This is a genomic window from Actinobaculum suis (assembly GCF_900102025.1).
Taxonomy (GTDB): Bacteria; Actinomycetota; Actinomycetes; order Actinomycetales; family Actinomycetaceae; genus Actinobaculum; species Actinobaculum suis.
The window spans coordinates 77,278-95,123 of sequence record NZ_FNAU01000007.1; the positions used below are offsets into that span (position 1 = coordinate 77,278).

General features: G+C 60.3%; 12 protein-coding genes and 1 tRNA gene. 10 read left to right on the forward strand and 3 right to left on the reverse strand.

Features of this window, described 5'->3' with window-relative positions; all coding sequences use genetic code 11:
* Positions 1-225 precede the first annotated feature (225 nt).
* From BLT47_RS05025 to BLT47_RS05060, 8 genes are all read left to right on the forward strand, one after another.
* Entirely contained in the window at positions 226-828 is a 603-nt protein-coding gene (locus tag BLT47_RS05025) for a GDSL-type esterase/lipase family protein (RefSeq protein ID WP_083330080.1), read from the forward strand.
* Between the two features lie 372 nt (positions 829-1,200).
* A complete protein-coding gene (locus tag BLT47_RS05030) occupies positions 1,201-2,580 on the forward strand; it encodes a hemolysin family protein (RefSeq protein ID WP_074662395.1) in 1,380 nt (459 codons plus the stop codon).
* On the forward strand, positions 2,573-3,607 hold the full coding sequence (locus BLT47_RS05035) for a hemolysin family protein (RefSeq protein ID WP_074662399.1): 1,035 nt from the start codon (positions 2,573-2,575) through the stop codon (positions 3,605-3,607). Before BLT47_RS05030 ends, BLT47_RS05035 begins: the two co-directional genes overlap by 8 nt.
* Before the next feature lie 282 nt (positions 3,608-3,889).
* Positions 3,890-5,863 carry a M23 family metallopeptidase gene (locus BLT47_RS09645; protein ID WP_074662403.1) on the forward strand — a complete coding sequence of 658 codons (1,974 nt, stop codon included), beginning with the start codon at positions 3,890-3,892 and terminating at the stop codon, positions 5,861-5,863.
* Positions 5,864-5,946: 83 nt separating this feature from the next.
* Positions 5,947-6,789 carry a glycerophosphodiester phosphodiesterase family protein gene (locus BLT47_RS05045; protein WP_083330081.1) on the forward strand — a complete coding sequence of 281 codons (843 nt, stop codon included), beginning with the start codon at positions 5,947-5,949 and terminating at the stop codon, positions 6,787-6,789.
* Positions 6,790-7,046: 257 nt separating this feature from the next.
* On the forward strand, positions 7,047-7,316 hold the full coding sequence (locus BLT47_RS05050) for a metal-sensitive transcriptional regulator (RefSeq protein WP_065415005.1): 270 nt from the start codon (positions 7,047-7,049) through the stop codon (positions 7,314-7,316).
* A 576-nt stretch (positions 7,317-7,892) separates the two neighbouring features.
* Positions 7,893-8,843 carry a zinc-binding dehydrogenase gene (locus BLT47_RS05055; RefSeq protein WP_049619993.1) on the forward strand — a complete coding sequence of 317 codons (951 nt, stop codon included), beginning with the start codon at positions 7,893-7,895 and terminating at the stop codon, positions 8,841-8,843.
* 307 nt (positions 8,844-9,150) lie between these two features.
* Complete coding sequence (locus tag BLT47_RS05060; RefSeq protein WP_074662411.1) at positions 9,151-11,604, forward strand: phosphoketolase family protein; 2,454 nt, start codon at positions 9,151-9,153, stop codon at positions 11,602-11,604.
* A 227-nt stretch (positions 11,605-11,831) separates the two neighbouring features.
* Here the strand turns inward: BLT47_RS05060 and BLT47_RS05065 are convergent.
* A tRNA-Arg gene (locus BLT47_RS05065) sits at positions 11,832-11,904 on the reverse strand.
* A gap of 374 nt (positions 11,905-12,278) precedes the next feature.
* Between BLT47_RS05065 and argS the strand changes: the two genes are divergently transcribed.
* Both argS and lysA read left to right on the forward strand, forming a co-directional pair.
* Positions 12,279-13,955 carry an arginine--tRNA ligase gene (argS, locus tag BLT47_RS05070; protein ID WP_074662414.1) on the forward strand — a complete coding sequence of 559 codons (1,677 nt, stop codon included), beginning with the start codon at positions 12,279-12,281 and terminating at the stop codon, positions 13,953-13,955.
* A gap of 254 nt (positions 13,956-14,209) precedes the next feature.
* Positions 14,210-15,727, forward strand: coding sequence for a diaminopimelate decarboxylase (gene lysA / locus BLT47_RS05080; protein ID WP_083330082.1), 1,518 nt, complete (start codon positions 14,210-14,212; stop codon positions 15,725-15,727).
* 210 nt (positions 15,728-15,937) lie between these two features.
* On the opposite strand, the gene aroD (BLT47_RS05085) is transcribed toward lysA, so the two are convergent.
* Together aroD (BLT47_RS05085) and aroD (BLT47_RS05090) are read right to left on the reverse strand one after the other, a co-directional pair.
* A complete protein-coding gene (gene aroD / locus BLT47_RS05085; protein ID WP_074662422.1) occupies positions 15,938-16,753 on the reverse strand; it encodes a type I 3-dehydroquinate dehydratase in 816 nt (271 codons plus the stop codon).
* Between the two features lie 168 nt (positions 16,754-16,921).
* Positions 16,922-17,845 (reverse strand): type I 3-dehydroquinate dehydratase, encoded by a 924-nt coding sequence (aroD, locus tag BLT47_RS05090; protein WP_074662425.1) that lies wholly within the window; start codon positions 17,843-17,845, stop codon positions 16,922-16,924.
* Position 17,846: the final 1 nt, after the last annotated feature.

Genomic DNA, 17,846 nt, shown 5'->3' on the forward strand with positions numbered 1-17,846 from the left:
GGCGCACCGCGGGCGCGCTAGCGAGAGTGCCGCGGGCGCGCTAGCGAGAGTGCCGCGGGCGCGCTAGCGAGAGTGCCGCGGGCGCGCTAGCGAGAGTGCCGCGGGCGCGCCAGCGAGAGTGCCACGGGCGCGCTAGCGAGAGTGCCGCGGGCGCGCTAGCGAGAGTACCGAAGCCGCCGAGTGCTCCACAGGCTGTAGGCTTAGTGGATGAATGAAGGAGGTTTCGTGAAAAACGTCCGGGTAATTTTCGTCGGCGATGAACTCGTGGCGGGATACGGTGATGCCCGCGCGCTGGGATGGACGGGCCGCGTAATGGCCCGCACCCTCACGGACCCGCCGCTAATGAGTTTTAACCTTGCCGTGCCGGGAGAAACCACGGCGGAACTAGCGCAAAGGTGGGAAGAGGAAGTAGAGCGCCGCCTGGACCCGGAAGTCGAATGCCGGCTCGTGATCGGGTTGGGCTCCCACGATGTGGAAGCCAGCAGTTCCCTGGCCCGCACTCGCCTCCATCTGGCCAACTTATTGGATTCGGCAGCACGGTTGCGGCTCGAGCCGTTCGTCGTCGGCCCGCCTCCGCGCCCGGGCGTGCGCCCCTGGGCTCTCGAAGAACTTTCGGATGCCTACGCAGATGTGACCACCCGCCGCGGTTTTCGCTACGTGGATACTTTCCATCCGCTGGAAAATCATGAACAGTGGAACACAGATATGGAACTTTCAGGCGGCTACACCCCACGGCAAGCCGGTTACGGACTCATGGCCTGGCTGGTCTTGCACAATGGCTGGCATACCTGGTTGGGCGTGCGGTCCGCCAACTCCACCGAGCAGTAGGCCACACCAAGCACGCCGACCGCGCCAGGCACGCCGACCGCGCCAAGCACGCTGAGCGCGGCAAGCACGCTGAGCGCGCCAAGCACGCTGACCGCGCCAGGCACGCTGACCGCGCCAGGCACGCTGAGCACACCCCGCGCAATAAGCCGCGCCGATCCCGCAGATTGCGCCGACATCCCCACTTCAAAACGGCATCCGGAAAGCGCGGCTCACACCCGGGCCCGTATATTCACCGGGTTTGTATAGCCCCTCGCGTTCCGAAAGCGCGGCTCACACCCGGGCCCGTATGTTATGGACTACACGCGCGGGAGCGGAGCGATTCCGCTTAGACTATTTCCATCATGAAAGAGGGCCATTTACGGCTGGTGAGCCGTGACTAATATTTTGCTGTTGTTGATTGGCCTCTTGCTGACAGTGGGAACTGGTGTTTTTGTGGCGGCCGAGTTTTCGATGGTCGCGCTAGATCCGGCTGCGGTAGAGGCACAAGCCAAGGATGACCCGAAGGCACGTCGCGTTGCCAAACGTTTGAAGCATCTTTCGCTTTATCTTTCCGCCTGCCAGGTAGGTATTACTCTCACCACGATTCTGTTGGGCTATGTGGCACAAGCCCCGCTAACCGAAATTTTCGCGCGGTGGCTAGGGCATACAGGCCTGGCACAAACCGCGGCGCTCGCAATCGCGGCGGCCGGGGCCTTTATTATCGTCAACCTGTTCTCCATGCTTTTCGGGGAACTCGTGCCAAAAAACATGGCGTTGGCAAATTCTTTGCACACGGCCGAACTTGTTTCCAAACCCCTGCACTGGTTCACGGTGCTTTTCAAGCCGATCATTATCGCGTTCAATAACGCTGCCAACTGGCTCTTGCGCAAATTCGGTATCGAGCCCGCCGAAGAAGCATCTTCTGCCCGGTCTGCTACCGAGCTGGGAGCTTTGGTGCGGCAAAGCGCGGCCGCCGGAACTTTGGAACCATCCACCGCGGAACTTCTCACTGCCTCGATTGGCGTGGGCCGGCTCACCGCCGTCGACATTATGACCGATCGCGGGCGCGTGCACTACATCCCAGATACCGCGAGCGCGGCAGATGTGGTGGCTTTGGCCGCACAGACCGGTTTTTCGCGTTTCCCGGTAACCGGGGAGAAGGGGCTGGATGATATTCGCGGGCTCGTGCATTTGCGCCGGGCCGTGGCGGTTCCTTATGAGCGCCGGGCCGAAGTAGCGGTTACGAGCAGTTCGCTCATGTCAGAAGCTCCGGTGGTGCCGGAAACGATGGATCTTTCTAATTTGCTCCTGGAGTTGCGGGATACCGGTTTGCAAATGGCCATCGTTGTGGATGAGTACGGGGGTACTTCCGGAATCGTTTCCCTAGAGGATGCGGTGGAGGAGATCGTGGGCGAAATTGCTGATGAGCATGATCCGGATTTGGAACCGGGCCATCGCACCGGTTCGGGTACGTGGGTGGTTTCCGGGCTTGTGCGTCCCGATGAGTTACTGAAGGCGGCCGGTGTGGCCCTCCCGGAAGATGGACCGTATGAAACTCTGGGTGGGTTGATTATGACGAAACTGGGGCGCCTGCCCGCGGTTGGCGATCAGGTGCGAGTCGATCGGGTTACCTTGACGGTGCTTTCGCTGGATGGGCGCCGGGTGGAGGAAGTAGAGGTGCGTGCCGACGACGCCGAAACTTCCGGCTCCGCGGCAGATGGCTCCGCGGCGGCCCATTCGTCAGCTACAGCCGAGGAGGGCAGCGATGAATAATTGGCTGGCGTTAAGCCTTACGGTGCTGCTGCTTTTGGGCAATGCCTATTTTGTGAGCGCAGAATTTGCGCTCACCGGTTCGCGGGCTTCCCGCTTGGAACCTTTGGCAGCCACGAATAAGCGGGCACAAAAAGTTTTGGCGGCGATCCGCAATCTCAACGAAATGTTGGCGGCCTGCCAGTTGGGCGTAACCATTTGCTCGGTAGCCTTGGGGGCTTTGGCCGAGCCGGCGATTGCGCGTTTGTTGGCTATTCCCTTGGAAGCGATAGGTGTGGGCCCGGCTGTGGTGCACACGATTTCCTTCATAGTGGCCTTGCTGTTGGTGACGGCTTTGCACGTGATTATTGGCGAGATGGTGCCGAAGAATGTGGCGGTCACGCATCCGGAGAAAAGCGCGCTCCTGCTCGTCCCTTCGCTCCTGGTTTTCGATAAAATCTTCCGCCCGGTCACGGCCTCTTTGAACTGGATTTCCTTGCATATTGTTTCCTGGCTGGGAATGAAACCGCGCCACGAAGTAGTTTCCGCTTTTACGGCCGAAGAAGTGGCCTCCATTGTGGAAGTTTCGGAACGGGCCGGGGTGTTGCAAGATCCACAAGGCCTGATCTCCGGGTCCCTGGAATTCTCGGAACGAAGCGTGGGGGAGACGATGGTGCCGCTGTCCGGCGTCGTGAGCGTACCGGCCCACGTAACCCCGGAACAGATCGAGCGGCACGTAGCAGAAACCGGGTTTTCGCGGTTTGTGGTGCGAGACCGTAACCACGTGCTCGGATACGTGCATGTGAAAGATGTGATAGCGGTACGTCCGCAACAGCGGCGGCTGCCCATACCGATGTCGCTGGTGCGGCACATGGAAACTCTGCGCGCGGAAGACGAAGTGGAAGATGCTTTGCGCATAATGCAAGGCACAGGTACCCATATGGCGCTCGTGGAAAAGAACCCGGGTGAACTGGGTGGCATTATTTTCTTGGAAGATGTGATCGAGGAACTCGTGGGGAATGTGCGCGACGCGATGCAACGCGAACGCTAATTAGATTCGCAGGATCTTGCTTACAAAATGGGGTTGCGATAGGCGGTGGCAATCACCACAACCCGCGGGAAACACGGGAAGACGAGGGCCGATAATCAACCCTTTGTTCCTGCTGTGAGCAAGAAAGTTGCAAACTCGTTATACTCCGTTATCATTTTGTGACATAGCGGTGAGTGCTATCCTCCCGCTCGTAGTATTTTTCTTCCGTGCGTTTTGGGGTCGATTTTTCCGCGACGCTAGGCGCACGAGTATTCGGCGATTTGCAACAGATGGAGAACCCGAGTGGCTCAGGAGCGTTACGTCACCGCACCCGCACGGCGGTCGCGGCTTGAACTGCGCTCTGAAACTCCGCCTCCGCGTACCCGCCGGGAAGCAAAACTCGCCCAGTATGTGGCCGTGAGCCGCACCCAGCGCACCCAGCATACGCAACAGTCTCAGCAGGCTCAGCAGGCCAATTCACGGGCCGGGAAACGAGCCGCAAGTGCCACGGGTGGCACGCGTGTTTTTTCGACGACGCCGTCCGCCGAGCCCCTGCCAGATCGCTCGCGTAACACTGCCCCGGGCACGCAACCGTTACCCACTGCCACGCCGCCTTCGAGCCGCGTAGCACGCCGGCGAGAAGAGACAGCGGCGAACTTGGCTGTGCGGCGCCGGGCGCAAGCAGAGCCGCAAGTATCCCGTTCGGGCCGGCGCGCGGCCAGCGCGGTACCGGAAGCCATGGAGCGGCCAGAAGATTCTCCGCGGCCGGGTCGGCGCGCGGCCCGGCGTCAAGAAAACAGCAGGGCAGAGGTTAGGCGGGCAGAAGGCCGGCGTTTAGAAACTAGCCCGGCAGAAAGTAACCTGGCTGATAACCGCCGCGCAGATACCAACTTGGCAGAGCTAAGCCGGGCAGAAAGCCGGCGCCTAGAAACTTCACCGGCTGATATTGCTCCCGCGGGGCGTATACACCCGCGCGGTATAGCCACGAGGCGCGCGGTGGATCGCGAAGGGGAGCAGGAACGGGCTGTTCGCCGGCGGGAACGCGCCGAACATTTGCGGGCTGAACAAACCCGGGCGGCAGCCTCCCGCAGATCGGGCCGGCGTGCCCAGATTCAAAACGAGCTGGATAAGGCTTTCGCCGCGGTGCTTTCCGCGGAAACCGGGCCCGTGGCGGGTGCGGATATGCCCGCACCGGCAAATCCTGTGGCAGATGCTCCGGTGGCGGCGCTGGCTACTGTGGCGGCGCCGGCTACTGTGGCAGCGCCGGCCAGGAGATCGCGGGTGGGCCGTCCGGCTGCGGCGCGGGTAGCGGCGGCGTCGGCCCCGCAACCAGCGCACACCGCGGAAGCTAGACCGCTCGCATCCACTCCGCAACCCACGCAGCTGCAGCCGTCCCTGCGCGCCACGCAAGCGGCAACGTCAACGCAGGCAGCAACGCCCACGGAAACAGCAGAAAGCCGGTTGGCGGCACGCGTGGCGAAGGCCGCGGTGAAAGCGGCGAAGGCCGCGCACGCGCCGCTGGAATCTCGCGCCTCCCGGTTGGGGCTCACGCGGCGGCGGCTCATGCTGGTTGGTACGGCAGCGATTGCCGGTATTGCTTTCCCCGCGGCGATGACCTTCCAAGGCGCCGCCTCGCAACCTTTGACCAGCTCCGTGGTGGGTCCGGATAGTGAAGAAGACATCTCCACCCCGGCCAGCCTTACCGGGGCGCGCACCGCACAAGTGAAATCACAAGTGCGGGCAGCGGCGCAAGAATCGGTACTTTCCTGCGCGGTGACCAGCGGTGCTTCCGGAACGCGCACGGCGCTCGCGGTACCCACCTCCGAAATCATTGTGATGCCGCTCGAAAGCGGCGTGTACCGGGTCAGCTCGCCATTCGGGGTGCGTACCGACCCGATCACGGGTGGCCGCTCCGTCCATGCCGGGCAAGACTACGCCGCTCCCGCCGGCACGCCGATCCACGCGGTCGCGAACGGCAAGGTCGTGCACGCGGGTGCGGGCATCGAAGGCCGCTCCAACAACCTCATCATTATTGAGCACGAGGTTGGCGGGGTGAAGTTCCAATCTTGGTACGTACACATGTACGACGACGGCGTCTTCGTGAAAGAAGGCGATGAAGTGACGGTGGGGCAAGTGATTGGTGCCGTTGGTTCGAACGGTTATTCCACCGGCCCGCACCTGCACCTAGAAATCCATGACGCGCAGGGTGAGCTCATGGACCCGGCAGTCTTCCTCGCCGAGCACAAGGCCATGCCGGTAGAGGACTTGTGCAAGTAGCGGCCGGCGAGGGTCCGAAAAATTAAGGTGAGCTTTGCGCACTGGTTACGCATTTGCCACGCGCGTGAACTAGCGTATCTGCTATGCCGGAACCTGTGTACCAGATCAGCGAAACCCCGCTTGTAATTGCCCATCGGGGCGGGGGTAATGAACAACCGGAAAACTCTTTTGAAGCCTTCCAAGCCATGTATGACGCCGGCTTTCGCTATTTCGAATCCGATGTACATGCCACTGCGGATGGCGTGGCGGTGATTATGCACGATCCTTCCCTGGATCGCACCACCGATGGGTCAGGGCTTGTAGTTGAACACACCTGGGCAGAAATAGAACAAGTGCGAGACGCTTCCGGCCACCACCCACCCCGGCTCGATGCCGTTCTGGACGCCTTCCCGGATGTGACTTTCAATCTTGACGCCAAAGAAGATACTGCCGTGGATCCGCTCATCACCACCTTGCAACGCACGGGCGCTACCAACCGCGTGTGCCTCGCGAGCTTCTCACAAAAACGGATCGACCGGATGCGGACCTTGCTTCCGCAGGCCGCCTATTCGCTTGGCACTTCCGCAATTGCGGGACTGGTAGCTGCTTCCAAAACTCGGGCTGCGTTGCGCTGGGCCCGCCACGGTGGCCGCGTGCTGGGTTTACCCCGCAATATGGAAGGGATCCAAGCCGTGCAGGTGCCCGTTTCCTTCCCGCTTCCGGGGTTTAGCATGCTGCCCGGTTCACCCGGCGTAAAAATCCGCGTGGTCACCCCGCGATTTGTGGAACTAGCCCATGCTTATGGTCTGGCCGTACACGTGTGGACCGTGAATTCGTATCCGCAAGCCGAATGGTTGGTCGATATGGGGGTAGACGGCATTATCACGGACGAACCCACCATGATCTCGCGCCGCCTGCGCGAATCTGGCCGCGGAGCGATAATCTAAACCGCAGTAGCAGGGCGGGCGCGGCTAAGTAGTGGGCCACCTGATGCTGGCTTGCTGGTGGGAAAGCGTTCGCGATTTGCGTGCGGGGCAAACACGGCGTGCGTGCGGGGCGCGGGGTAGTGAATATACCCCCGTGGGGTATGATGCGGGCCATGGCGAAGCAGGAGAAAACAGCCCCGGAACCGGAAAACACCGCACCGAAACAACGAGAAGGTGCGGCCCCGGAACCCGAAAACACCACGCATCCGCATGGCTATATTCAAGATAAGGAACGGTATGCGCGGCGGATGAAACGCATTGCCGGGCAGGTGCGTGGCATTGAACGTATGATCGACGAAGGTAAATACTGCATCGATATTCTCACCCAAATTTCTGCGCTCACCGCCGCTCTGGAATCGGTAGGAATTGCCCTGCTAGATGACCATATGCGCCACTGCGTGAGCGAAGCCGTACGCGAGGGCGGGGATGTGGCCGAAGAAAAGCTTGCAGAACTCAGCACCGCCATCGCTCGTTTCGTGCGTTCCTAGTATCTGCGGTATTTGCTGCCAGGTACTGCTAGAAGGTGCGGTAACCGCGCTCGGAAAACTCCATAGCCACTGCCCGAAAACTTAGTAGCCTCGCTGTAAAACCAATTCCTATTTGTACACTTTGGGCGGGAAGTTGGCACAAAATAGCGGTTCTTGAAGGTTTACTGGTAAGCTGGGAGGGCTGTAACTGAATACAATGTTGGGTATCGCGAAGTGGCGGTACACATAATTTGCCCCGCGCGCTTATGTGCAGGCCTGCAGAAACTAATACGCCACCGTAGTCGTGGTTTCTCGCCCGCATCGGGTATGGCGAATTGGATATAGTGAATTTGGTTTTCGCTGCGTAAAGCTGGTCTTGCTGTAGCGAGCTGAACTAGTCGCGCACACGCTCGCATAATTTCTGATTTATTACCGGAAAATGGCTACCCGTCGCATCGGTATACCAATCATGACGCGTCAAATGCGGCTTACGGAGCGCCGCCGCGGAGCATTGCCGTGGAACACGGCCAACCCAACAAGGCCTGTACTTTCAAACCCGCGTGGGGCAGCAAAGCAAACCAATGGAGGTAGAAGATTATGAAGGCATGGCAGTTTATAAAAACTGGAGAACCGCTACAGCTCGCGGAGGTGCCGGAGCCGAAGGCCGGGCCGGGAGAAGTAGTTATTGATATGAAGGCCGCGGGCCTATGTCACTCTGATGTAGGCCTGCTGGAAGACGAAGGCTGGCTTTCCTTACTGGCGAAAACCCCGATCACCATCGGGCATGAAAATGCTGGGGTGGTGGCTGAAGTTGGGGAAGGTGTCACAGATTTCCAGGTTGGTGATCGCGTGGGAGTGTGTCCTACCGCTGACGGCGTGGGCGCACCTGGTTACGGGTTCGACGGAGGCTTTGCCCCCAAGATGGCAGTTGACGCTCGGGCGTTGGTGCCGCTACCAGACGGCGTCGACTTTGCAAACGGGGCCGCCGCAACCGATGCGGGTATGACGTCTTACGCCGCGCTCGTGCGGCAAGGTGGAGCCAAGAAGGGCGATACCGTCGGCATTATTGGCTTGGGCGGTTTGGGTCAGATCGCGGCGCGGGTTGCCGTACTCATGGGCTGCGAAGTTTACGTGGCGGAAATCAATGAGGATGTATGGAAGCTAGCCCGTGAAATTGGGGCGAAGGACGTCAGGAAGTCAATCGCCGATTTTGCGGACGTTACTTTTGATCTGATTGTGGACTACGCGGGTTTCGGTACGACGACGGCGCAGGCCGTGGACGGGATCCGGCGGGACGGCACGGTGGTAGTAGCGGGCATGGGCAGACTAGAAGCTACGATTTCCACGAAGTCGCTGATTTTGAACCAGTGCCGGCTCATTGGTTCGAATGGCGGCACGAAGGAAGACGTAGCTGGCGTGTACGAGTACATGGCCACCGGCAAACTCAATCCGCAGCTCACCAAGATTAGCTTCGAGGAGATTCCGGAGGGAATCGAAAAGCTCAGGCAAGGCAAAGTGGTGGGCCGGCTGATAGCCGTCTACGAATAAGAAACTTGGCCGCTTACGTTCCGAAGCGACCGGCCGGGCCTCTAAACGGGGCATGGTAGTGCCGTGCCGGTGCGAGCGGTAGTGCCACGGGATGAAAGCCCCGTAGCGCTAGCGCGCGGCGCGCGGTCCGCAACGTCCGCGAGTCGCGCGCCGTGGGGCACAAAACCTGAGCTGGCAGCGTTTCGTGGAGGTTTCGCACAGTTCACAGCGGGGGCGGGCCGAATTTCCCCTGCTTGACACCCGCCCTCGGTTTAGGCTGGAGGTGTAATGCTCAACCAGGTGCGAAACCATGCACGGAAGGAACGTAATGAGCACTCACTTAGATCTCGAAGCGCAACTGGAAAATCCCACGGAAGCAGAGATCCGCGCCATCGACGCGTGGTGGCGTGCCGATTGTTATTTGACGGTCGGTCAAATTTATTTGCAGGATAATCCGTTGCTACGCCGTCCCCTCACCGCGGACGATATTAAACCTCGGTTGCTTGGCCACTGGGGTACTAGCCCGGGGCTGGCTTTTATTTACGCGCATGCGAACCGGCTCATCAAACGCACCGGTCAAAACATGATTTACATTACGGGTCCGGGCCATGGCGGGCCGGCCGTCGTCGGCGCTACCTACCTGGAAGATACCTATACCGAGGTTTACCCGGAAATCACCCAAGATGAAACCGGGTTACACAAACTTTTCCGCCAGTTCTCGCAACCGGGTGGCATCCCCTCACACGTTTCGGTAACCACTCCCGGTTCGATTAACGAAGGCGGGGAACTGGGCTACGCGCTCGTGCACGCTTTCGGTGCCGTTTTTGATAATCCCGATTTGATCGCACTCACCGTTGTGGGCGATGGTGAAGCCGAAACTGCGCCGCTGGAAGGTTCGTGGAAGGGGATTTCCTTCCTCAACCCGGCCCGCGATGGCGCGGTGCTTCCCATTTTGCATTTGAACGGTGCCAAGATTGCTTCGCCCACGGTGCAAAGCCGTAAGGATCCGGAACAGTTGCGCAAACTCTACGAAGGTCACGGCTATGAAGTGATCGAAGTGGAAGGTAGCGACGTACCGGGGATCCACGAACGGTTCGCGCGGGCTTTGGCCCAGGCCTGGCACAAGATCAAGCAGATTCAAGCCGCCGCGCGCGAACTGGACGCCAATGGTGTGATGAAGGGGCTCACCCAGGTTCCCGGTAATGGGGAAATGCCCACGTGGCCGATGATTATTTTGCGTACCCCGAAGGGGTGGACGGGCCCGCACGAAGTGGACGGCACGGTAGTGGAAGGCACTTGGCGTGCACACCAGGTACCGCTGGCCGGAGTTAAAGATGATCCCGCGCATTTGCAGATTCTCGAAGAGTGGATGAAGTCTTACCGGCCGGAAGAACTCTTTGATGAAAACGGGGCACCCACTGATTTGGTGCGGGCCAATAATCCGGAAGGCAAACTGCGCATGTCTGCCAACCCGGTAGCTAATGCGGGTGGTTCTTATGCGCCGTTGAGTATGCCCAACTGGCGGGAATTGGCGATTGATTTTGCGCCCGAAGAACGCGGCAAGGCGGCGGGTAAGAAAGAATCCACCCGGTACTTGGGGGAGTTCATGCGGGAACTGTACCGGCTCAACCCGCAAACTTTCCGCGTCTTTTGCCCCGATGAGCTCAACTCGAACCGTTTGGGGGCGGTGCTGGAAGAATCCGACCGTACCTGGATGGAGAAAACCAATGAGCTGGACGTAAAGCTCTCCCGGGCCGGCCGCGTAATGGAAGTGCTTTCGGAACACAATACGCACGGCTGGCTGGAAGGCTATACCCTCACCGGGCGGCACGGGCTGTGGGCTTCTTATGAAGCTTTCGGCATGGTTTCTATTTCGCAAACCATTCAGCACGGCAAGTGGTTGGAAGAAGGTGTGAAGCTGGATTGGCGGGCCCCGGTGCCGGCGCTAAACCTGCTGCTTTCTTCTACCTGCTGGCGCAATGACCACAATGGTTTCTCCCACCAGGGGCCGGGCATGCTTTCCTCGGTGCTGAACTTGCGTGGGGATATCGTGCGCGTTTACTTGCCGCCGGATGCTAACTGCTTGCTGGAAGCGGCCAGCCATATTTTCCAGTCCACCGATCGCGTGAACCTGATCGTGCAGGATAAGCAACCGCAATTCCAGTGGCTCACCCCCGATGAGGCTTACGAGCACGTAGAACGCGGGTATGGCATTTGGGATTGGGCCGGGAATGAAGATCTGGAATCCGGGGAGGAGCCGGATATTATCTTTGGTTGCGCTGGAGACGTAGTAACCGCGGAAGTGGTTGCGGCCGCCCAGATTATTCGCGAACGGCTCCCGCAAATGAAGGTGCGCGTGGTGAACGTGGTACGGCCCCAAGTTTTGGCGCGCCCCAAAGATCACCCGCGTGGCATGAGCGATATTGAATTCACGGAAACCTTTACCGACCACGTGGATTGCATTTTCGTTTTCCACGGTTACCCGGGAAGCGTGCATCAGCTCCTGCATGGCCGGCCGGACGCGGATCGTTTCCATGCCCGCGGCTTCATCGAGGAAGGCACCACCACTACGCCTTTCGACATGGTGGTGCGCAACCGCGTGGACCGCTACCACTTGGTGCAAGACGCGATCAACAACTGCAAGCGGTCTATCCGCGGCGGTGCTGATCTGAAGCGTTGGTGCAGTGCCGAACTCGAAAAGCACCAGCGGTACGTGGTGGAACACCTGGAGGATATGCCGGAAGTGGCGAACTGGGAATTCCATGCCGACGCCGGTAAATAACGTATCCGGAAGGAAACGTATCCGGAAGGAAACGTTGCTGCTAGGGCAGCAGTGCCGCTAAAACGTTGCTGCTAAAACAGCGTGGTGAGAAACAAGTGGCGCGCTACTGAGAAAATACGGTAGCGCGCCACTTTCGTAGCCAAGTAACAACGAAACAGTAGTGGGCCGCGCTTCGTAAGATTTACAAAGCGCGGCCCACCCGCATCTGTAATGCAATTATTTCGTTGTGCCCCGAACAGGATTCGAACCTGCGGCCTTTCGCTCCGGAGGCGAACGCTCTATCCCCTGAGCTATCGGGGCTCGGTGGAAAACTATAACATCCTAGCGCGCACCTGCGGGTTAGAAAAAGAATTGGTGACGAATACGACGTCGTCCCGGCCCGGGCGTATGCCAAAAAGGATCGATGTGAGGCCTACCACCAGTCGGTGCCGTCAACCGGCGTCGCCACCCAGCGCGGCCGGCAGTGCCGCAACCCAGCCGCAACCCAGCCGCAACCCAGCCGCAACCCAGGCCGCCCAACCAGTGGCGCCTGCCAGGGCCGGTGGCTCGAATAGTCGCTCGCGCCGTGGCCGGGCGCCGCACGCAACGCGGGAGGCACGGTTCGTAGTGGCGGTGTTGCTCGCACCCTAGTGGGAAATCCAATGCGGGCGCGGCGGGCCGGATAGACTGGCGGGGTGACTCCCGAAGAACTTAGTGAACTAATTGGGCGCGTCCTGGAAGCGGCGCGCGATGCTGGCAAGATTAACCTCGATGGGGAAATCCCGGCGCCGAAGGTGGAACGCCCACGTTCGCGCGAACACGGAGATTGGACCACGAATGCGGCCCTGCAATTGGCTAAGCGGGCAGGCATGCAGCCGCGCGAACTGGCGGCAGTGATCAAGGCAGGTCTGGATGCGGAAGCAGGTATTGCGGCGGTGGATATCGCCGGGCCCGGCTTCGTAAATATTAAGCTTTCGGCGGGAGCCGCTGGGCAACTGGCGCGCAGCATTGTGGACGCTGGGGAAGCCTACGGTAGATCTGACTCCGCGGCCGGCACCACGATCAATCTGGAATATGTTTCTGCCAACCCCACCGGGCCGATCCACATTGGCGGGGCGCGGTGGGCGGCCGTTGGCGATTCTTTGGCGCGGATCCTCAAGTTCACCGGCGCGAACGTGGTCCGCGAATACTATTTCAACGATCACGGCAACCAGATCAACCGGTTCTCCGCGTCTCTTTTGGCCCGTGCCCGCGGCGAAGAAGCTCCCGAAGATGGTTACGGCGGGGCTTATATTGGGGAAATCGCAGACCAGGTGATTGCCGATTGCGCGGCTGCCGGCGAGCCCGATCCGCGTACTTTGCCGGATGCGGAAGCACAAGAAGTTTTCCGGAAGCGCGGCGTGGAACTCATGTTCGCGGAAATCAAAGAGTCTTTGCATAATTTCCGCGCCGATTTTGACGTCTTCTTCCACGAAGATTCTTTGCACGAATCCGGGGCGGTAGCTAAGGCCATCGAGATTTTGCGTGAACGCGGCGTGATCTACGAAAAGGAAGGCGCCACCTGGCTGCACACCACCGATTACGGGGATGATAAAGACCGCGTCATCATTAAATCTGACGGCGAGGCCGCGTATTTTGCCGGCGATATCGCCTACTACCTGGATAAGCGCCAGCGCGGCGCCGACCATTGCATCTACATGTTGGGTGCAGACCACCACGGGTACATCGGTCGCATGTACGCTATGGCCCGCGCTTTCGGAGATACCGCCGGCCCGAACGAAAACATGGAAATCATGATCGGCCAGCTGGTTAACCTCAAGCGGGATGGCAAAGAAGTGCGTATGTCCAAACGGGCCGGCACCGTCGTCGTTCTCGAAGATCTGGTCGACGCCGTGGGCGTGGACGCGGCCCGGTACTCGCTGGTACGCACCTCCGCGGATACTTCACTCGACCTGGACCTGGACGTACTTGCCTCCCACACGAACGACAACCCCGTGTACTACGTGCAATACGCCCACGCCCGCACGGTTTCGGTAGCGCGCAATGCTGCCAGCCACGGAGTAGACCGCGCCGATGCTTTCGCCCCGGATCTGCTCGAACCGGCCGATTCGGATCTGTTGGGCCAGCTCGCGCGGTTCCCAGAAATCGTGACCACGGCGGCCACCCAGCGCGAACCCCACCGCGTGGCCCGCTACCTGGAAGAACTCGCCGGCGCCTACCACACTTGGTACGGCAAGGCGCGGGTAACTCCGCGCGGCGAAGAACCGGTAACTGATCTGCACCGCACCCGGCTGTGGGTAAATGACGCCACCCGGCAGGTACTCGTCAACGGGCTCGGCCTGCTCGGCGTTACCGCGCCAGAAAACATGTAGGTAACCGCCGGTTGCCGGGCCGCGTGGTACGGGCACGGTGGGCACCGTGGCCGCCCCGGCCGGCGCAGGCACGGCTGGGCGCAGCTGGCGCGGCAGGCACGGCAGGCGCGGCTAGGAAGCAGGCGCAGCGCCCGGCGGCAGGCACGGCGGGCACAGCGGCCACCAGGGCGCAGCAGGCGCAGCGCCCGGCGGCAGGCACACAACAAAGTGGGCAATAACAAGTTGGCAACAACAAGTAGAGGGAAGGGAAGCTCATGGAAAACCAAAAGGTATACGAGGAGCTTGCCGCTCCAGAACCGGAAGGCACAAACACGGGAGTGTGGCCGCTAACCGCGCGCCGGCAAGCAGATGGCGGGCTGGAAATCGGTGGCGTGAGCACCGCCCAGATCGCTTCCGATTTCGGAACACCGATATACGTGCTCGACGAAGTGGATTTCCGCTCCCGCGCCGCAGCCTGGAAACAAGCCATGGACGCCGCCTTCGTAGACCTCGCCGGCGCCGACGTCTACTATGCCTGCAAAGCTTTCGCCTCCGTGGGCGTGTGCCGCTGGGCGCTAGAAGAAGGCCTGCGGCTCGATACCTGTTCGGAAGGGGAAATGCGCACCGCCTTGGCGGCCGGCGCCACCGGAGAACAGCTCGGCCTGCACGGCAACAATAAATCGCGCCGGGAAATCCAGCAGGCGCTCGAACATGAGGTCGGCCACCTGGTGGTCGATTCATTGGCAGAGCTCGCTCACGTTGCCGATGTAGCCCATTGGGGTGACGACGGCGGTACCGTGGCCAAAGTGATGCTACGCGTAACCACAGGCATTCACGCCGGCGGGCACGAATATATTTCCACAGCGCATGAAGACCAAAAATTTGGGTTATCGATCGCCAGCGGGGAAGCCTGGGAAGCGATTAGTGAAACCCTGCGCCATCCGCGCTTGCAGCTCGTAGGTTTACACTCGCATATCGGCTCGCAGATTTTCGCATCCGAAGGATTCGTAGCCGCCGCGCGCGCCCTCATGGATCTACGCGCCAGGGTGTACACCGAACACGGGATCGTATTACCCGAAGTCGATTTTGGGGGAGGCTTCGGGATCCGCTACACCGCGGCCGACCCGGCCCCGCTCCGCCCAGAAACATATGCGCAAGCCCTCGCCGAAGTAGTGCGCACCCACACGGCCGAAACCGGAATTCCTGCCCCGCGCGTATCCATCGAACCGGGCAGATCCATCATCGGCCCGGCCGGTGTGACCCTCTACGAAGTAGGAACCATCAAAAACGTGCAACTAGAAGGCGGACGCACACGCCGCTACATTTCCGTAGACGGCGGCATGTCAGACAATATTCGGCCCGCTCTCTACGGTGCGAACTACACCGCCGCGCTCGCGAACCGCGTACCGGAAAAGCCCTCGATGGTGAAAAGCGCCGCGGCAAATGCGGCCGCTACTGCTGCGGATGCAGTTACCGCGGATGCTAGTGCCGCTGGTACTAGTACTGCGGATGAAGGCACTGGCAGCGCCGGCGTGGTCAGCCGCGTGGTGGGTAAACACTGCGAATCGGGCGATATTGTGGTGCGCGATGTCAGCTTGCCGGCAGACGTTACCGCGGGAGACATTCTGGCGGTGCCCGCCACCGGCGCATACGGGCGTTCCATGGCTTCGAATTACAATATGCTCCCCCGCCCGGGCGTAATCTCGGTACGCGACGGGCAAGCCCACTGGCTGGTCTACAGCGAGGAAGTGCCCGATCTGCTCTCCCTCGACGCTGAATACACCGGCGAATAAAACGCCAAATACCCGCTGAATGGCAATGGATTACGGCTGACCGCATTGCCAGTAAGTGCGAATTACGACGCCGAACGGGGGTGGGGTAGCGCGCTGCCGCGCTACCCCACCCCCGTTACACAAACTCAGCTATGTTTCCGCCCGGGCCGGAGCTATCTATTTGGCTGATTTGTCCGGCTCGCTCGTTTCGCCGGGTTCCCCGGCCTCGTCTTAGTGCGTTTCGCCGGCCGCGTCCGTTTCGATCTTGGGCAGGTGCCAGCTGTCATGGGCGTGGGCCCAGCGGTCCACGGTTTCCAGCACCGGCAAAAGTTCATTTACCGGGAGCTGGCCGGCCGCGGTGTCATGATGGCCGTCCGTAGACCACGTAGCTGCCGAACCGTACAGGGAAGGCGCAATTCGCGAAATTGCGCCCAGCGCACTCATCGCCATCGTAATCAGCGGAATATGCAGTTCTTCCGAAGCCCGCCAGGTGGCCCGCATCAAAGTAAACACATCGCCCGCATTTTGCGGCTGTACCGCGATCTTCCCAATCGAAGTTCCACGTACCTGCATAAGCCGCAAACGGTTAACGATCTCATCTTCCGGCGGGGTAGCCCGGTGGTCATGATAGGAAGCCAAAACTGGTACCTGGGCCTGCGCGGCCGCCGTAATAATTGGCTGCGTCCAATTCTCTGTGCGGAAAATCTGCACATCAATCGCATCAATCTTGCCGCTTTGGATAAGCGCGAACAAAATTTGCGCATACTGTTCGGGCATCACAGCCCGCTGCCCACCTTCTGCCGCCGTGCGAAAAGTAGCTAAAATCGGCAAATCCGTCAAATCTCGCAAATACGCGGCGGCCTGCTTGAGCGCCGTAGCGTCGCAAGAATCACGCAAGAAATCGACGCGCCATTCCAGCACATCGATGCCGGCCGGAAGTTCCGCAACTTGTTGGCTCATTTCCTCAGGCGTGGCCGGAGTGATCGGTACAAAGATTTTGGTGGGTCCGCTCCCAATGGCGGCATCCCCAACTCTAACGATAGGCATGGTGTGCTCTCCTTCACGCGTCGTTGCGATGGTGGGGGTCAGTTTACCTTTCTTTGTATGTAGAAGGCGAGTGGGCACACTTAAGAAATTCACGTGCCTGCGCAGCGGAGAAATACGCGACCTGAAACATAGACGGTCTGGAAAACGCGAGAGCCGAAAATGCGCGGCCTAGGAAATACGTGCTAAATAATCCATGATTGGTGCTAGCTCGGCCGCCGGTAACTGTCCCGGCGCGCTAGTAGCCTGCGCCGCAATAGTGGCAAAGCTCGCGCTGCCTCCAAAAATGCCGGTAGCAATGCGTGTAATCGCGCCGGCTGGGCCCATCGCCATGCTAATTATCGGTACCGGAAGTGCCTGGCTAGCCGCCAAAGTGGCACCCAAAACCGTGAGCGCATCCCGCTTTGAATTTGCGGTAGTGGCGATTTTCACGGCATTGGCGCCGCGCTGTGCCATCTGCGTTAGCCGGCCCAATATTTCGGCTTCGCTCGGAGTTTCCGCAAAATCGTGGAAAGAGCCAATTACCGGCACGCCGGCCCCTTGAATACCGGCCACAATTCCTTCCACCAGGCCGCTATCGCGAAACATTTCCACGTCCACGGCGTCCACGGCTCCCGATTCGGCCAGTGCTACCAGCAAATCCGCGTACACCGGGCCCTCAATTTCTTTTTCTCCACCTTCGGCACTAGTGCGGAAAGTGGCCAAAATCGGCAGGTCGGTAGCCGTCCGCAAGTCTTGCGCGGCAGCCAGCATCGCGGTTTCCGAAAGGGCTTCTTCCATGTAATCCACGCGCCATTCCAGCAGGTCGGGAGTAAAAGTAGGCGCGCTTTCGGCGTCGTCGGCCCCGGGAGGGGTACCGCCGGTCCCGGTAAAAGTAAGGGGTTCGGTGGCGCCGGCCCCCACAGACGGGTGCCGCTCGCCATGCGCGGGCGTAAAGCCTTCGGTACCGGGGTATCGATACCCGCTCGCTTGGGCTGCGCTACCAATGAGTTCAAGTTGCGTACGCGCAACGAGGGGAACAATAATCTTAGGTGTTCCGATTCCTAAGGTGGTGCGGCGCCGTGGAGCGCTACCGATTCTGAGTTTTCCGGCCATG